Here is a 15,543-nt window from a genome sequence, read left to right as displayed (position 1 = left end):
GACTCGAACAACCGTGGACGCGCAAAGCCGTGGACGGGCGGGTGACATGGACCCCGCAGATCAGTGGGTGTTCGACCCGGACACCGGCGACTACAGACTGCGACTGCCTTCCTCCGGAGCGCAGGCGACCTCCGCCCCGCCGTCCCCCTCCGTTTCCGCTCCGTCCGGCTCGTCCTCTCCCCGGGCCGGCGGCTCTCGGGCCACCGGTACGCGCGCCGCCGGTTCCCGGTCCGCCGGCTCCCGCGCTTCCGGCTCCCGGGCTTCCGGCTCCCGAGCCGCGGACCGGGGCACGGCGACTCCCCGCGGCGAGGTACCCCGGCAGCGTCGCCGGCGCGCGGCGGAGAGCCCGTCGGCCGGCGGCGGGGCCGCGGGCGGCGACGGCCCGAAGGCCGGCCGGCAGACCGGCCGGCGCAAGCCCAAGCCGAAGAAGGACCGGAAGAAGAAGGCCCTGCTGTGGACCGGCGGCGTCACGGCCTTCCTGGTCGTCGGCACCTCGGCCGCCGCGTACATCGCCTACGAGCACTTCGACGGCAACCTCAGCACGGTCGACGTCGGCAACGCGGGCAACGGCGGTTTCGGCGAGGGCGGCCCGATCAACATCCTGCTGATCGGCACCGACAAGCGCACCGGCAAGGGCAACGAGGGCTACGGGGACAGCGGCAGCGGCGGCCACGCCGACACCACGTTCCTCTTCCACGTCTCCGAGGACCGCACCAACGCGACCGTCCTGAGCATCCCCCGGGACCTGATCACCGACATCCCCGACTGCCCCACCAAGCAGGCGGACGGCTCCACCGAGATCATCCCGGGCACGCCGAGCACCCGGTTCAACAACAGCCTCGGCCAAGAGGGCCGCGACCCGGGCTGCACCATGCGGACGGTCAAGGAACTGACCGGCCTGGACGTCCACCACTTCATGATGGCCGACTTCAACGCCGTCAAGACGCTGACCACCGCGATCGACGGCGTCGACGTCTGCCTGGAGAAACCCGTCAAGGACCCCAAGTCCAAGCTGGACCTGCCCGCGGGCGTGAGCACCGTCATGGGCGAGGACGCCCTGGCCTTCGTCCGCACCCGCAACAGCTTCGGCAACAGCAGCGACCTGGACCGCATCAAGGTCCAGCAGCAGTTCCTGAGCTCGATGATCCGCAAGCTGAAGTCCAACGACACCCTCACCGACCCGGGCAAGCTCTGGGACCTGGCCGACGCCGTCACCAAGGCGCTGACGGTGGACACCGGCATAGGCACCATCAAGAAGCTGACCCAGCTCGGTCAGGAGATCAGCGGGATCAACACCAAGAACATCTCCTTCGTCACCCTGCCGGTGAACGACAACCCCGCGGAGCGGGTCAAGGCCACGGTCGTCCTCGACGAGGCCAAGGCGCGTCCGCTGTTCTCGATGCTGCAGAACGACGTCTCCCTCACCGAGGTGGAGAAGAAGGAGAAGGCCGCCAAGGACAAGGCCAAGAAGGAGCAGGAGGCGCTGCTCAAGGGCGAGCGGGCCGCGGCGTCCGACGTGCGGGTCGAGGTCCTCAACGGCGGGGAGATCGCCGGCGCCGCACAGGCCACGCTCTCCTGGCTGCAGAACTCCCAAGGCGTGCCGAAGTCCAGCAACGGCGGCAACGCGCCCTCCAGGATCGCCGAGACGACCCTGGAGTTCGCCCCCAACCAGGCCGACCAGGCCCGTAAGCTCGCGGACATCATGGGTCTGCCCGCCTCCGCGCTGAAGCAGGGCACCGAGGACGCCGAGCCCCTCGAGCCGATGACGCTGACGCTGGGCGCCGACTTCAAGGGGGCCGGCATCCCCATCGCCGCCCCGACGAAGCCTCCGGAGGACCTCGGGAACGTGGAGGCCGACAAGCAGATATGCGCCAAGTGAGGCCCGTGCGCCGCGCCTTCGACGCCGGCTGAACGACATGGGGGAGGAAGACCCGTTGGGGCACAGTGCCGTACGGGGCGAGGGAGCGCGCGGACGCGCTCCCCGGGCAGAGGACTTCGGCTGGAACGACAGCCTGTACGACGGGCCGGAGGAGGACGGCACGGACGCCGACGCGCCCGCGGGCAAAAGCGCCGGCTCCAAAGAGGCCAATGTCCCCAAGGGGGCCAAGGGGGCCAAGGGGTCCGGAGCGCCCAAGGGACCCGACGGTTCACGGCACGACCGGCCCCGGATCCCACGCCGCGGCAGGCGGGTGCTGCGCTGGACGGCGCTCGGCCTGTCGGTGCTGATCCTCGGCACGGCGGGCGCCGGCTACCTCTACTACGAGCACCTCAACGGCAACCTCACCAAAAAACCCCTCAACCTCGGCGACAAGCAGCTCGGTCACGGCACGGACGCCGCCGGCCGCTCGCCCGTCAACATCCTGCTGTTGGGCTCCGACAGCCGGAACTCCGCGCGGAACGTCGAACTCGGCGGCGCCCGGAACGAGGTGGGCCGCGAACCGCTCGCCGACGTGCAGATGCTGCTGCACCTCTCCGCCGACCGCCGCAGCATGTCGGTGCTGAGCATCCCCCGTGACACCAGGGTCACCATCCCCGAGTGCACCGACCCCGAGGACGGCACGGTCCACCCCCGGACCGTGGACAAGATCAACTCCAGCCTCCAGCACGGCGGTCCGGGCTGCACGGTGGCCACCTGGATGGAACTGACCGACATCCCGATCGACCACTTCATGATGATCGACTTCGCGGGCGTGGTGGACATGGCCGACGCCGTCGGCGGTGTCCCGGTCTGTGTGGACGCCAACGTCCACGACCGGCGGTCGGGCCTGCGCCTGAAGAAGGGGACCACCACCATCACGGGCGAGCGGGCCCTCCAGTGGCTGCGCACCCGGCACGGTTTCGGCGACGGCAGCGACATCGGCCGGGCCAAGGCCCAGCACATGTACATGAACTCGATGGTGCGCCGGCTCAAGGCGGGCACCAAGCTCACCGACCCGGGCAAGCTCCGCTCCCTCGCCGAGGCCGCCACCAAGGCCCTCACCGTCGACGACGGCATCGGCACCGTCAAGGAGCTCTACGACCTGGCGAACGAGCTCAAGCGGGTCCCCACGGGCCGGATCACCATGGCCACCATGCCGTGGGAGTACGCGGGCGGCGGCAGCTACGTGGTGCCCAAGCCCGGCGACGCCGAGGAGGTGTTCTCGCTCATCCGCGAGGACATCGCGCTCGACGGCAAGGACGAGAAGCCGAAGAAGGACGCCGAGGAGAAGGCCGCCCCCGCCGACCGGATTCCGGTGCGGGTCAGGAACGGCACCGGCTCCACCGCCCTGGCCCCCGTCAACGGCCGCGCTGCCACCGTCACCGACCTGCTGCACCGGCTCGGCTTCACCCGGGCCGAGGCCGACCCCACCGCCGTCTCCCAGGCGAACACCACCTTGTCGTACCCGGATCAGGACCGGCGCGGCGACGCCCTGGCCGTCGCAGGAGCCCTCGGGCTGCCCGAGCGGGCCGTGCGGCGCTCCGCCGACGTCGACGGGATCACCCTGGTGATCGGCGCCGACTGGCGCGCCGGGGACGCCTACCCCAAGACGGAGCCGAGCCCGAAGGACGGGAAGCGCCGGGCCCCGGACAGCGCGGACGCGCTCAACGGCGAGGACAAGGACGCCTGTATGGAGGTGAACCCCGCCCACGTCTGGTGACACGGCCGTCCGGTGACGCGGCCGTCCGGTGACAGGTGTGGGGCCGCGTACCGCGACCCCACGCTCCGTCCTTCTCGCCGTCCTTCTCGCCGTCCTTCTCGCCGTCTTCCTTCGCCGTTCTCGCGGCCCCGGCGCCCGGGCGGTCAGCCGCCGGCGGTCACCGGGTCCCGACGACTGGCCTTCACCTTCTCCGCCAGCTTGCGCGGGCTGGTCAGAAAGCCCCATCCCCACGACATGTGCATGGTGGCCAGGGCGAGCGGAATCCGCACCCGCGCCTTCACCGGCAGCCCCTTGCCCGCCGGGATCGAGCCCGCGGTGATCGCCGCCAGATAGCCCGCCGGGACGACCAGGCCCCACGGCGTGACCAGCGCGCCCACCACCAGACCCGCCCCGATGGCCACCACGGCCGCGGGCGGCGCCAGGTAGCGCAGATTGATCGAACCGGAGTGGTAGCGGGCCACCACGTGCCGCCAACGGCCGTAGTTGCGGTACTGCTTGGCCAGGGCGCGGACGCTCGGACGCGGCCGGTAGGAGACCAGCAGCTCGGGCGAGAACCAGATCAGCCCGCCGTCCTGACGGATGCGGTAGTTCAGCTCCCAGTCCTGCGCCCGGATGAACTCCTCGTTGTAGCCGCCCAGCCGCTCCAGCACCTCCCGGCGGAAGACGCCCAGGTAGACGGTCTCGGCCTCGCCGGCCTCGCCGCCGGTGTGGAACGCGGCGTTGCCGACGCCGATCCGGGAGGTCATGGCGGCGGCCACCGCCTTCTCCCAGTCGTTCTCGCCCTCGGCGTGCATGATGCCGCCGACGTTCGCCGCGCCGGTCTCCTCCAACAGGCGTACGGCGGTCGCGATGTAGTTCGGCGAGAGCATGCCGTGCCCGTCCACGCGCACCACGATCGGGTGGCGGGAGGCGGCGATGGCGGCGTTGAGCCCCGCGGGCGTACGGCCGCTGGGGTTGGGCACCGTGCGCACCCGCGGGTCCTCGCGGACCAGTTCCGCGGCGATGGCGTCGGTGCGGTCCTCCGAGGGACCGAGGGCGATCACGACTTCCAGCTCACCGGCGTACTCCTGCTCCAGGATGTGCCGTACGGAGCTGCGCAGGTACCGCTCCTCGTTGAGCACCGGCATGATCACGGAGACCGCGGGCGGCGCCGCGGCCGGGGAGGGGGTTTCGGCTGGAGACGTCACCGGGCCACGGTACCGCGAACGGGTGACCGCCTCGCACGGCAGCCGGGTGGCCGCGGACCGAAGGCGGCGTGTGGCCGCGGTCCGTAGATCGTATGGGCCTATGTTGGCCCCTTCCCGGCCCCCACCCCACGGAGGTGGTTCTCCGATGCCCGCACGGTCCCGTCAGCGCGGCCGCCACGCCCGCCCGCGGCCCAAGCGGAGCGTCCTGTCCCGCTGGGGCATGCGGACGGCCACGGCCGTCTCGGCGCTGGTGCTGGTGACCAGCGGCATCGGCCAGGCCGTGGTCAGCCGCCTGGACACCCGGCTGGAACGGGTGGACCCCTTCCGCGGGCTCAGCCACCGGCCCGCGGTCGGCGGCGGCACCAACTTCCTGGTCGTCGGGACCGACGACCGCGACACCGTCACCGAGGAGGAGAAACAGCGCTACTCCCTCGGCGGCACCCCCTGCAACTGCACCGACACGATCATGCTCGTGCACCTCTCCGCCGACCGGGACCGGGCCAGCGTGGTGAGCATCCCCCGCGACTCCTACACCGAGTTCCCCGAACACACCGACCCGGCCACCGGGGAGCGGCGCGCCGACCGCACCGGGAAGATCAACGCCGCCTACGCGATCGGCGGCCCGAGCCTGACCGTCCGCACCGTCGAGAAGATGACGGGGGTGCGCGTCGACCACTACCTGGAGGTGGGCTTCACCAGCTTCATGCGCACCGTCGACGCCCTGGGCGGGGTGCCGGTGTGCACCCCGAGGCCGCTGCACGACAGCCGCAGCGGCCTCGACCTGCCGGCCGGCACCACCCGTCTGAACGGCGGTCAGGCGCTGCAGTACGTGCGCGCCCGGTACCTCGACCCCGACGGCGACCTCGGCCGGATCAAACGTCAACAGCGCTTCCTGGCCTCCGTCATCGACGAGACCGCCCACAGCGGGGTGCTGGTGAACCCCGCCAGGCTCAACCGGGTGGTCTCCGCGCTGCTCGGCTCGGTGCGCGCCGACCCGAATTTCGGCGCCGACGAGCTGCTCGCCCTCGCACGGGCCATGCGGGGCTTCACGACCGCCTCCTCGGAGTTCGCCTCGGTACCGGTCGCCGACCCCGACCACGCCGTGCCGGGCGTCGGCTCGACGGTGCTCTGGGACCACGAGGAAGCGGAGCGGATGTTCGCCGCGCTCCGCCGGGACCGCCCGTTGACGGCCTCCGGGACGGTGGGCGCGAAGAACCCGGAGAGGCCCGGCGAGCAGGCCGGCCGGGAGGGGAGGTCCACGCCGTCCGAGCCCCTGCCGGTCGAGGTGGACCCGAGGACGGTCCGCGTCCAGGTCGAGAACGGCACCACGGTCGCCAACCTCGGCGCGTGGGTGGACCGGGAACTCCGCGCCACCGGTTTCGACACCACCGGCACCCCGCGCGCCGCCGAACGGCAGGACATGCGCGAGACGGTCGTCCGCTACGACCCCGAGTGGGACCGCTCGGCGCGGGCCCTGGCCGCGGCGCTCCCCGGCGCCCGACTGGAGAAGGTCGAGGGCCAGGGGCGGGTGCTGGAGGTGACGGTCGGCACGGACCACAACCAGGTGCGGAGGGTACGGCCGCGCCCCGCCCCCACCGAGCCGGCGGAGGACGAGGAGTCCCCGGAGCCCGAGCGGCGCGCGCCGGCGGTCACGGGCGACGAGGTCGCGTGTTCCTGACCCGGTGTCCGGCGTCCGGCCCCTCCCCCGGGCCCGGACGCGGTCTCAGTCGTCGAGCATGCCCTCCGCCGTCCGCCGGTCGCGCAGTTCCTTGATCGCCCGGCGGCGGGCCAGTCGGTGGGTGCGCCGGATCTGCGCCTCCTGGCGGCGCCGTTCGTCCCGCTCGGTCTCGGGGATCACCGGCGGCACGGGCCGGGGCCTGCCGCTCTCGTCCACCGCGGTGAACACCAGGTAGGCCGAGGCGACCCGGGTGGCCGGGGTGGACTCGTTCCAGCGCTCGGCCATCACCCGCACGCCGACCTCCATCGAGGTCCGGCCGGTCCAGTTCACCTGGGCCTTCACATGGACCAGATCGCCCACCCGGACCGGCTCCAGGAAGACCATCTCGTCCATCGACGCCGTGACCGCCGGCCCGCCCGAGTGCCGCCCCGCCACCGCGCCCGCCGCGTCGTCGACCAGCTTCATGATCACGCCGCCGTGGACGGTGCCGAGCAGGTTGGTGTCGCCCGCCGTCATGATGCGGGACAGGGTGATGCGGGACACGGACGTGGGCTTGCCCGGCAGTTCGTGCCCGGGCGCCTGGGCCTGAATGGTCATGTCCTCCAGCCTATGCGCCCGCCCCCGGCGGCCCCCCAATGCATCATCTCTGCAACAGCCGCACCCCCGTTCCGTTCCCCCGTCTGTGCCTCACCCGTGGGGAGCGTGCACACTGCCTTCCATGACTGACTGGCCCAACGGCGGAAGCGCCGGCCCCCGCCCGGACCCGACCCGTGTCATGCCGACCGACCAGCGCGGCGGCCACAGCGGTTACGCGGGCTACGACTCCGGTTACAACACCGGCCAGGTGTACGCCGGTTCCGGTTACGGCGGCCCGGGCCGCGGCGGCTTCGGTCCCGGGGATCCGGGCCCCGGCGGCGCCGGTCCCGTCGACTGGGGCCGGCGGATCAAGGTCGGTCTGATCACCCTCCTCGTCGTGGTGCTCGTGTGGTCGGTCGGCACCTACTTCTGGGCCGACTCCAAGCTGCGTCGCGAGGTCGACCTCGGCATCGTGCAGGACAGACCCGAGGAGGGCGAGGGCACCACCTATCTGATCGTGGGCTCCGACAGCCGCGAGGGCCTGTCCTCCGAGGAGCGGAAGAAGCTGCGCACCGGCTCGGCCGGGGGCAAGCGCACCGACTCGATGATCCTCCTCCACGTCGGTGGCCAGGGGACCACGATGATCTCCCTGCCGCGCGACTCGTGGGTCACCATCCCGGAGTTCACCGGTTCCGAGACCGGCAAGACCTTCCCCTCGCCCGGCGCCCGCAAGCTCAACGCGGCGTACTCCATGGACGGCGCTCCCCTGCTGGTCCGCACGATCGAGTACAACACCGGTCTGCGCATCGACCACTACGCGGAGATAGGCTTCGGCGGCTTCGCCGAGATCGTGGACGCGGTCGGCGGCGTGGAGTTGGACATCCCCCGCGACATCAAGGACGAGAAGTCCGGAGCCGATTTCAAGAAGGGCCGTCAGACGCTCGACGGGGCCCAGGCCCTGGCCTTCGTCCGCAACCGCTACGAGGCCGGCAGCGACCTGGAGCGCACCAAGAACCAGCAGAAGTTCCTGGCCGCCCTGGCGAACCAGACGGCCACTCCCTCCACCGTCCTCAACCCCTTCAGGCTCTACCCGACGATGAGCGCGGGCCTGGACACCCTGATCGTGGACGAGGACATGGGCCTGTTCGACCTCGCCTCGATGTTCTGGGCCATGAAGGACGTCACGGGCGGCGAGGGCACCTCGATGAACATGCCGATCGCGGGCAGCGCCCCGCAGGGCTCCCTCAAGTGGGACATGGAGAAGGTCAAGCTGCTGGTCGGCCAGCTCAAGAACGGCGAGAAGGTCACGGTCGGGAGCGACTGACCGCGCCTCGCCCCGCCGGTGGGCAGGGCCCGGACCGTCCGCCCGGTCCGGGCCGTGGCAGAGCGGAGAAGGCCCGGGGACACCCCGGAGCAGGGGCGTCCCCGGGCCTCGGTCACGGCGTGGGACGGAGCCTCACGGCAGGTTGCGGGACATCACGATCCGCTGGACCTGGTTCGTGCCCTCGTAAATCTGCGTAATCTTGGCGTCGCGCATCATCCGCTCGACCGGGTAGTCGCGGGTGTAGCCGTAGCCGCCCAGGAGCTGGACCGCGTCCGTGGTGATCTCCATGGCGACGTCCGAGGCGAAGCACTTGGCGGCGGCGCCGTGGAAGGTCAGGCCCTCGGACTTGCCGTCGGCGCCCAGGGTGACGCGCTCGGAGCGGGCGGCGGCGGCGTAGGTGAGCTGACGGGCGGCCTCCAGCTTCATCGCCATGTCGGCGAGCATGAACTGGACGCCCTGGAAGTCGGCGATGGCCTTGCCGAACTGCTTGCGCTCCTTGACGTAGCCCTTGGCGTAGTCCAGCGCCCCCTGGGCGATGCCCAGGGCCTGGGCCGCGATGGTGATGCGGGTGTGGTCCAGGGTCTTCATCGCGGTGGCGAAGCCGGTGCCCTCCTCGCCGATCATGCGGTCGGCGGGGATGCGGACGTTGTCGAAGTAGACCTCGCGGGTCGGGGAGCCCTTGATGCCGAGCTTCTTCTCCGGGGCGCCGAAGGAGACGCCCTCGTCGCCCTTCTCCACCACGAAGGCCGAGATGCCCTTGGAGCGCTTCTCGGGGTCGGTGACGGCCATCACGGTGTAGTACTCGCTGACGCCGGCGTTGGTGATCCAGCGCTTGACGCCGTTGAGGACCCAGGCGTCGCCGTCGCGTACCGCGCGGGTCTTCATGCCCGCGGCGTCCGAGCCGGCCTCCGGCTCGGAGAGGCAGTAGGAGAACATCGCGTCGCCCTTGGCGAGCGGGGCGAGGTACTTCCGCTTCAGCTCCTCGGACCCGGAGAGGATCACCGGGAGCGAGCCGAGCTTGTTGACCGCCGGGATCAGGGAGGAGGAGGCGCAGACGCGGGCGACCTCCTCGATCACGATGACGGTCGCGAGGGCGTCGGCGCCCGCGCCGCCGTAGTTCTCGGGCACGTGGACGGCGTGCAGGTCATTGGAGACCAGGGCGTCCAGGGCTTCCTGGGGGAAGCGGCCCTGCTCGTCCACCTCGGCGGCGAAGGGTGCGATCTTCGCCTCGGCGAGCGAGCGCACCGACTCGCGGAGCATCTCGTGCTCTTCGGACGGCCGGTAGAGGTCGAAGTCGGTCGATCCCGCCACGGTGTCTCACTCCCTGAGTGCGGTTCTGCTAACTACCGTTAAGTAACACGATTCTAGTGCGGGGCCCTCCCCCAAGGCTCCCCCCTGGATACATGACTTTGCCGACACTGGCCACGACACGGCCGGTTATGCTCGCGGGCAGCACCTCGCCCTTCTCCCGGGAGCACTCCATGTCCCTCAGAATCACCGTGATCGGCACCGGCTACCTCGGCGCGACGCACGCCGCCGCCATGGCCGAACTGGGTTTCGAGGTGCTCGGCCTGGACGTGGTGCCCGAGAAGATCGAGGCTCTGACCCAAGGGCGGGCCCCGATGTACGAGCCGGGACTGGAGGAGCTGCTGCGCCGCCACGTCGTCGGTGTGGAGGGTTCGACCGGGCGGCTGCGCTTCACCGACTCCTGGGAGGAGGTGGGCGCGTTCGGCGACGTCCACTTCGTCTGCGTGAACACTCCCCAGAAGCAGGGCGAGTACGCCTGTGACATGTCCTACGTGGACAGCGCGGTGGACTCGCTGGCCCCGCACCTGACGCGGCCGACCCTGGTGGTCGGGAAGTCGACCGTGCCGGTCGGCAGCGCGGACCGGCTGGCGCGGCGGCTGGCGGAGCTGGCCCCGGCGGGCGAGGCGGCGGAGCTGGCGTGGAACCCGGAGTTCCTGCGCGAGGGCTTCGCGGTCGAGGACACCCTCCACCCCGACCGCATCGTGGTGGGGGTGCGCTCGGAGCGCGCGGAGGAGCTGCTGCGCCAGGTGTACGCCAAGCCGGTGTCGGAGGGTTCGCCGTTCGTCGTCACCGACTTCCCCACCGCCGAGCTGGTGAAGACGGCGGCCAACTCCTTCCTGGCGACCAAGATCTCCTTCATCAACGCCATGGCCGAGGTCTGCGAGGCGGCCGGCGGCGACGTGGTGAAGCTGGCGGAGGCGATCGGGTACGACGACCGGATCGGGCGGAAGTTCCTGCGCGCCGGCATCGGCTTCGGCGGTGGCTGCCTGCCCAAGGACATCCGGGCGTTCATGGCGCGGGCGGGCGAGCTGGGCGCCGACCAGGCGCTGACGTTCCTCCGCGAGGTCGACTCGATCAACATGCGTCGCCGCTCCCACATGGTGGAGCTGGCCCGCGAGACGGTCGGCGGCACCTTCCTGGGGCAGCGGGTGGCGGTGCTGGGGGCGACCTTCAAGCCCGACTCCGACGACGTCCGGGACTCGCCCGCGCTGAACGTGGCCGGGCAGATCCACCTCCAGGGCGGCCAGGTGACGGTCTACGACCCCAAGGGGATGGAGAACGCCCGACGGGTCTTCCCCACCCTGGGGTACGCCGACAGCGCGTCGGAGGCGGTTCGGGGCGCGCACGTGGTGCTGCACCTGACGGAGTGGCGCGAGTTCCGGGAGCTGGACCCGCAGGTGCTGGGCGAGTCCGTGGCCCGGCGGCGCATCCTGGACGGCCGCAACACCCTCGATCCGGAGCTGTGGCGGAAGGCGGGCTGGTCCTTCCGCGCGCTGGGCCGTCCGACGGCCTAGCCGCCCGTCTCCTCGCCGGGGCTCCCCGTTCCCGGGGCCCGGTTCCCGGGCGACCGCCGCGCGCGGTACGTCCGCATCTTCGCCCGGCTGCCGCAGACGGCCATGGTGCACCAGCGCCTGCGGCCGGCCGGGCTCCTGTCGTAGTACGCCCAGCGGCAGTCGTGCGCCTCGCACACCTTGAGGCGGCTCCAGGTCCCGTCGCCGGCGGCGGTCGCGACGGCGACGGCGATCCGGGCGGTGAACGCCGCGGCGCCCGGGAGGACGTCGGCGGGTCCGAGTGACGCCGTCCCTTCCTCGTCGACGGCCAGGACGAGCGGTGCGCGGCGCAGCAGCGCGGCCAGGTCGGCCGCCGCCTCCTCGGGCGCCGTCGCGCCCGTGTGGGCCAGGCAGGCGGCGCGCAGCCCCTCCCGCAGCCGGACGACGTCCGGGACATCGCGTTTGTCCAGTCCGAGTCCGGTCAACCCGTGGTCGTGCGCGAACGCGGCGAGGCCGTCCGGGGTGGCGAGGGCGTCGGTGCCCGCCCCCACGTCCAGGGTGTTGATCAGGTCCCGCACCAGGCGGAGCGCCGGTGGTGTGGGATCTCGCTCCTCGGGCTGTTCCACCCTTGCCACGTTACCGCCTTAGGGCCATCATGAGGTAACTCGTTACCGGTTGCTTGCTTCAAGGGGTAACGAGGCTCGGATACGGACACCACGGCACAGGAGGAAGCACCATGGCCATCACCGCGTTGGGGGCCGTCGTCGTACTGGACTGCCCGGAGCCGGGGAGGCTCGCCGACTTCTACGCGCGCATGCTGGGCGGGAAGGTCGAGGGCGAGGGGCGCTGGATCGAGGTGACGTTCGACTCGGGCGAGCTGAAAGGCCGGACGCTGGCCTTCCAGGAGGCCCCCGGCCACGTGCCGCCCACGTGGCCGAGCGCCGAGCGCTCCCAGCAGTTCCACCTCGACTTCTACGTGCCGCGGGAGGAGTTGGACGCGGCCGAGCGGGAGGTGCTGGAACTCGGGGCGGAACTCCTCGAGGGCGACGACGGCGGCAAGCGCGACTTCCGGGTCTACCGGGACCCGGCGGGGCACCCCTTCTGCCTCTGCGTCGACTGACCCGGCGGCGACCGACCCGGCTGCGGGGGAACGGCGAGGGCAGGCCGGGGAAGCGGGGGCCGCGGAAAGGACAAGGCGGGCGGGGAGCGAAGTGTGGGAACACTCCGCGCCCCGCCCGCCTCGCGCTGTCCTCGAAGAGGGGGTCACACGGTCCGTGTCGGACCGGTCGACTCGGCTCAGATGTTGACGCCGTTGGCCCGCAGGTAGGCCAGCGGGTTGATGTCGGAGCCGTAGCCGGGGCCGGTGCGCACCTCGAAGTGCAGGTGCGGGCCGGTGCTGTTGCCGGTGGAGCCGACGGCGCCGATCTGCTGGCCGACGGTGACCTTCTGGCCGGCGCCGACCGAGATCGCCGAGAGGTGGCCGTACTGGCTGTAGCGGCCGTCGTCGTGGCGGATGACGACCTGGTTGCCGTACGCGCCGCCCCAACCGGCGGACACCACGGTGCCGTTGGTGACGGCCTTCACCACGGTGCCGGTGCCGGCGGGGAAGTCCTCGCCGGTGTGGCCGTTGGACCAGCGGGCGCCCGCGGCCTTGTAGGAGCCGGACGGAGCGGCGTTCACCGGGGCGGTGTAGCCGCTGGAGACGTTGGTGGACGCGCCGGCGCTCCGGTCGGCCCGCTCGGTCGACCGCTGGACGGGCTTGGAGTCGGTCTCGGCCTTCTCCGTCTTCTGCTCGACCTTCGGAGCGGCCTTCTGCTCGACCTTCTGCTCGACCTTCGGGGCGGCCTTCTGCTCGACCTTCGCCTCCGGCTTGGCGGCGGCCTTCTGCTGGACGGCCACGCCGCCCAGGGAGAGCTTCTGACCCGGGTAGATCAGGTTGGGGTCGTCGCCGACGACCTGGCGGTTGTCCTCGTAGATCCGCTGCCAGCCACCGTCGACGTCGTGGGCGGCGGCGATCTTGAACAGGGTGTCGCCGCCGACGACCCGGTACGAGGTGGTCTCGCCGGACTTCCCGGCGCGCTCGGCGCGGTCGGCCCGCTCCGGCTGGGCCTGCTGGACGGGCTTCTCGGCCTTCTGCGGCTTCTGGGTCTTCTCGGGCTGCGCCTCGGCCTTGGGAGCCTTCCGCTGCTCCTGGGCGGCCGGGGCCTGCCGCTCGCTCGCCTTGTTCTCACCGTCGGGGGAGACGGCGGGGGCGGGGCCGCCCTTGGTCAGACCGGCCTTGACCGAGCACACCGGCCAGGCACCCGGGCCCTGACCGTCCAGGACCTTCTCGGCGATGGCTATCTGCTGGTCCTTGGTGGCCAGGTCGGCGCGCGGGGCGTACTGGGTGCCGCCGAAGGCCTCCCAGGTGCTCTGCGTGAACTGCAGGCCGCCGTAGAAGCCGTTGCCGGTGTTGATGTTCCAGTTGCCGGTGCTCTCGCACTGCGCGACCCGGTCCCAGGTGTCGACGGAGGCGGCGTTGGCGTTGCCGGTCGCGATCAGGGGCAGGGCCACACCGGCGCCGCCCACCGAGATGGCCAGGGTCAGGCGAGTGAGGCGGCTGTTACGGGCACGACGATGACGTCCGCGTGCGGACATAGGGGGGCTCCTTCTCCTACGCCTGCGAGGTGAGCTGTCGGGTTCGGGCTGGAGTTGCCCGGCCGTGTGGGCCACGACGTTCGGGTCGTGACACGGCTTCACCCCAAGCCGTCCCGTGCGGACACGGTCCGGCGCCTACCTTGGGTCCCCCGCTCCTGCCAATGGCGGTGTGGATGGTCCAGCCCGCTGCCGTCGGCAGGATTCGGCGTACCGACAGCGGGCCGCCGCACGTTCGTGCGACGCGGCCAGAACCGTAAACACATCGTTTCCGCCGCTACAAGCCGATGGGTCACCGGACGCCCGTTTCACAGCTATTGCCTACGTCTCATTTGTGACCTTGGGCCACGGGACCGTCTCCCAGAGCGACGATCTTCGTTCCCTGACGGGCTTTCAGGCGAGCGCTCGACCAGCGCGAATGACGGAGCGGGGCCTCCGGCCGCACGGAGTGCGACGATCGTGGAGGCCCCGCTCGTGATGTGCGTCACCGGAGGCGGTTTTGTTGTCCGCGTCACGCGTCGAGCTGCTCGATGCGGGCGATCGACGGGCCGCGCCGGGCCTGTTCGTCCCTGGCGACGGCCTCCGCGTCACGGAGCACCCGCACGGCGTTCCGCCAGGTGAGCTTGGCCAGGTCGGTCTCGGACCAACGGCGGTCCAGCAACTCGGCCACCAGGTTCGGGTATCCGGACACGTCGCTCAGGTCGGACGGGGTGAAGGCCGTGCCGTCGAAGTCGCCGCCGATGCCGATGTGGTCGATGCCCGCGACCTCGCGCATGTGGTCCAGGTGGTCGGCGACCGTCGCCGCCGTCGCGATCGGGCGCGGATGGGCCTCCTCGAAGGCCCGTTGGACCTCCCGGCCCCTCTCCGTGCCGTCCAGGGGGTGCAGGCCGTGGGCGCGCATGTTCTCGTCGGCCGCCTCGGTCCAGGCGACGGCGGCGGGGAGGACGAACTTCGGCACGAATGTGGCCATCGCCACACCGCCGTTGGCCGCCAGGCTCTCCAGGACGTCGTCGGGGACGTTGCGCGGGTGGTCGCACACCGCGCGGGCGGAGGAGTGCGAGAAGATCACGGGCGCCGTGGAGACCCGCAGCGCGTCGCGCATGGTGGCGGGCGCCACATGGGAGAGGTCCACCAGCATCCCCAGCCGGTTCATCTCCCGCACGACCTCCTCGCCGAAACGGGTCAGTCCGTCGTGGCGGGGGGTGTCGGTGGCCGAATCCGCCCAGTCGATGGTGTCGTTGTGGGTGAGCGTCATGTAGCGCACCCCCAGGCGGTACAGGGCGCGCAGCGTGGCGAGGGAGTTGTTGATGGAGTGGCCGCCCTCGGCACCCATCAGGGAGGCGATGCGGCCCTCGGCGCGGGCCGCCTCCATGTCGTCGGCGGTGAAGGCGAGGCGCAGGTCGTCCGGGTAACGGTCGGCCAGTCGCCGCACCACGTCGATCTGTTCCAGGCAGGCGCTGACGGCGGCGTCGCCGGTCAGGTCCGTGCGCACGTAGACGGACCAGAACTGCGCCCCCACCCCGCCCGCCCGCAACCGCGGGATGTCGGTGTGCAGATGGGCCGACTGGTCGGCCGCGATGTCGCGCCGGTCGAGGTCGTAGGCGACCTGCTCGCGCAGCGCCCACGGCAGGTCGTTGTGGCCGTCGACGACGGGGTGGGCGGCCAGCAGCGCGCGGGCCCGCTCCCGCGACTCATCGGTGTGGGCCAC

The 15,543-nt window shown here is 71.6% G+C and carries 12 protein-coding genes and 1 riboswitch; of the genes, 6 read left to right on the top strand and 6 right to left on the bottom strand.

Annotated elements, in window-relative coordinates:
- Nucleotides 1-13: 13 nt before the first annotated feature.
- Entirely contained in the window at nucleotides 14-1,879 is a 1,866-nt protein-coding gene (locus tag IF47_RS0117525; RefSeq protein WP_031509753.1) for an LCP family protein, read from the top strand.
- 37 nt (nucleotides 1,880-1,916) lie between these two features.
- Nucleotides 1,917-3,638, top strand: a complete 1,722-nt coding sequence (locus tag IF47_RS0117520; RefSeq protein ID WP_031509752.1) for an LCP family protein — start codon at nucleotides 1,917-1,919, stop codon at nucleotides 3,636-3,638.
- A gap of 143 nt (nucleotides 3,639-3,781) precedes the next feature.
- Here IF47_RS0117520 and IF47_RS0117515 read toward each other — a convergent pair whose 3' ends face one another.
- Nucleotides 3,782-4,825, bottom strand: coding sequence for a glycosyltransferase family 2 protein (locus IF47_RS0117515; RefSeq protein ID WP_031509751.1), 1,044 nt, complete (start codon nucleotides 4,823-4,825; stop codon nucleotides 3,782-3,784).
- A 145-nt stretch (nucleotides 4,826-4,970) separates the two neighbouring features.
- On the opposite strand from IF47_RS0117515, the gene IF47_RS0117510 reads away from it, so the two are divergent.
- Complete coding sequence (locus tag IF47_RS0117510; RefSeq protein ID WP_106982590.1) at nucleotides 4,971-6,503, top strand: LCP family protein; 1,533 nt, start codon at nucleotides 4,971-4,973, stop codon at nucleotides 6,501-6,503.
- 45 nt (nucleotides 6,504-6,548) lie between these two features.
- Here IF47_RS0117510 and IF47_RS0117505 read toward each other — a convergent pair whose 3' ends face one another.
- Nucleotides 6,549-7,100 (bottom strand): acyl-CoA thioesterase, encoded by a 552-nt coding sequence (locus tag IF47_RS0117505; RefSeq protein ID WP_031509749.1) that lies wholly within the window; start codon nucleotides 7,098-7,100, stop codon nucleotides 6,549-6,551.
- Between the two features lie 121 nt (nucleotides 7,101-7,221).
- Here IF47_RS0117505 and IF47_RS0117500 point away from each other — a divergent pair, with 121 nt between their 5' ends.
- Nucleotides 7,222-8,403 (top strand): LCP family protein, encoded by a 1,182-nt coding sequence (locus IF47_RS0117500; protein ID WP_425423605.1) that lies wholly within the window; start codon nucleotides 7,222-7,224, stop codon nucleotides 8,401-8,403.
- Between the two features lie 132 nt (nucleotides 8,404-8,535).
- On the opposite strand, the gene IF47_RS0117495 is transcribed toward IF47_RS0117500, so the two are convergent.
- Nucleotides 8,536-9,714 carry an acyl-CoA dehydrogenase gene (locus IF47_RS0117495; protein ID WP_031509747.1) on the bottom strand — a complete coding sequence of 393 codons (1,179 nt, stop codon included), beginning with the start codon at nucleotides 9,712-9,714 and terminating at the stop codon, nucleotides 8,536-8,538.
- Between the two features lie 170 nt (nucleotides 9,715-9,884).
- Here IF47_RS0117495 and IF47_RS0117490 point away from each other — a divergent pair, with 170 nt between their 5' ends.
- Nucleotides 9,885-11,225 carry a UDP-glucose dehydrogenase family protein gene (locus IF47_RS0117490; RefSeq protein WP_031509746.1) on the top strand — a complete coding sequence of 447 codons (1,341 nt, stop codon included), beginning with the start codon at nucleotides 9,885-9,887 and terminating at the stop codon, nucleotides 11,223-11,225.
- Here the strand turns inward: IF47_RS0117490 and IF47_RS0117485 are convergent.
- On the bottom strand, nucleotides 11,222-11,827 hold the full coding sequence (locus tag IF47_RS0117485; protein ID WP_051717818.1) for a CGNR zinc finger domain-containing protein: 606 nt from the start codon (nucleotides 11,825-11,827) through the stop codon (nucleotides 11,222-11,224). The two genes, IF47_RS0117490 and IF47_RS0117485, sit on opposite strands and share 4 nt — an antisense overlap.
- A 110-nt stretch (nucleotides 11,828-11,937) precedes the next feature.
- On the opposite strand from IF47_RS0117485, the gene IF47_RS0117480 reads away from it, so the two are divergent.
- Nucleotides 11,938-12,321, top strand: coding sequence for a VOC family protein (locus IF47_RS0117480; protein ID WP_031509744.1), 384 nt, complete (start codon nucleotides 11,938-11,940; stop codon nucleotides 12,319-12,321).
- A gap of 176 nt (nucleotides 12,322-12,497) precedes the next feature.
- On the opposite strand, the gene IF47_RS0117475 is transcribed toward IF47_RS0117480, so the two are convergent.
- Together IF47_RS0117475 and IF47_RS0117470 are read right to left on the bottom strand one after the other, a co-directional pair.
- Nucleotides 12,498-13,838, bottom strand: a complete 1,341-nt coding sequence (locus IF47_RS0117475; RefSeq protein WP_031509743.1) for a transglycosylase family protein — start codon at nucleotides 13,836-13,838, stop codon at nucleotides 12,498-12,500.
- Nucleotides 13,839-13,842: 4 nt separating this feature from the next.
- Nucleotides 13,843-14,015, bottom strand: a riboswitch (cyclic di-AMP (ydaO/yuaA leader).
- Between the two features lie 331 nt (nucleotides 14,016-14,346).
- Nucleotides 14,347-15,543 carry a dipeptidase gene (locus IF47_RS0117470; RefSeq protein WP_031509742.1) on the bottom strand — a complete coding sequence of 399 codons (1,197 nt, stop codon included), beginning with the start codon at nucleotides 15,541-15,543 and terminating at the stop codon, nucleotides 14,347-14,349.

Origin of the sequence: Streptomyces megasporus, assembly GCF_000718985.1 — a bacterium.
Classification (GTDB): Bacteria; Actinomycetota; Actinomycetes; order Streptomycetales; family Streptomycetaceae; genus Streptomyces; species Streptomyces megasporus.
Note: the sequence above shows the minus strand (reverse complement) of the source record. Positions and strands in the feature narration are given on the sequence as shown.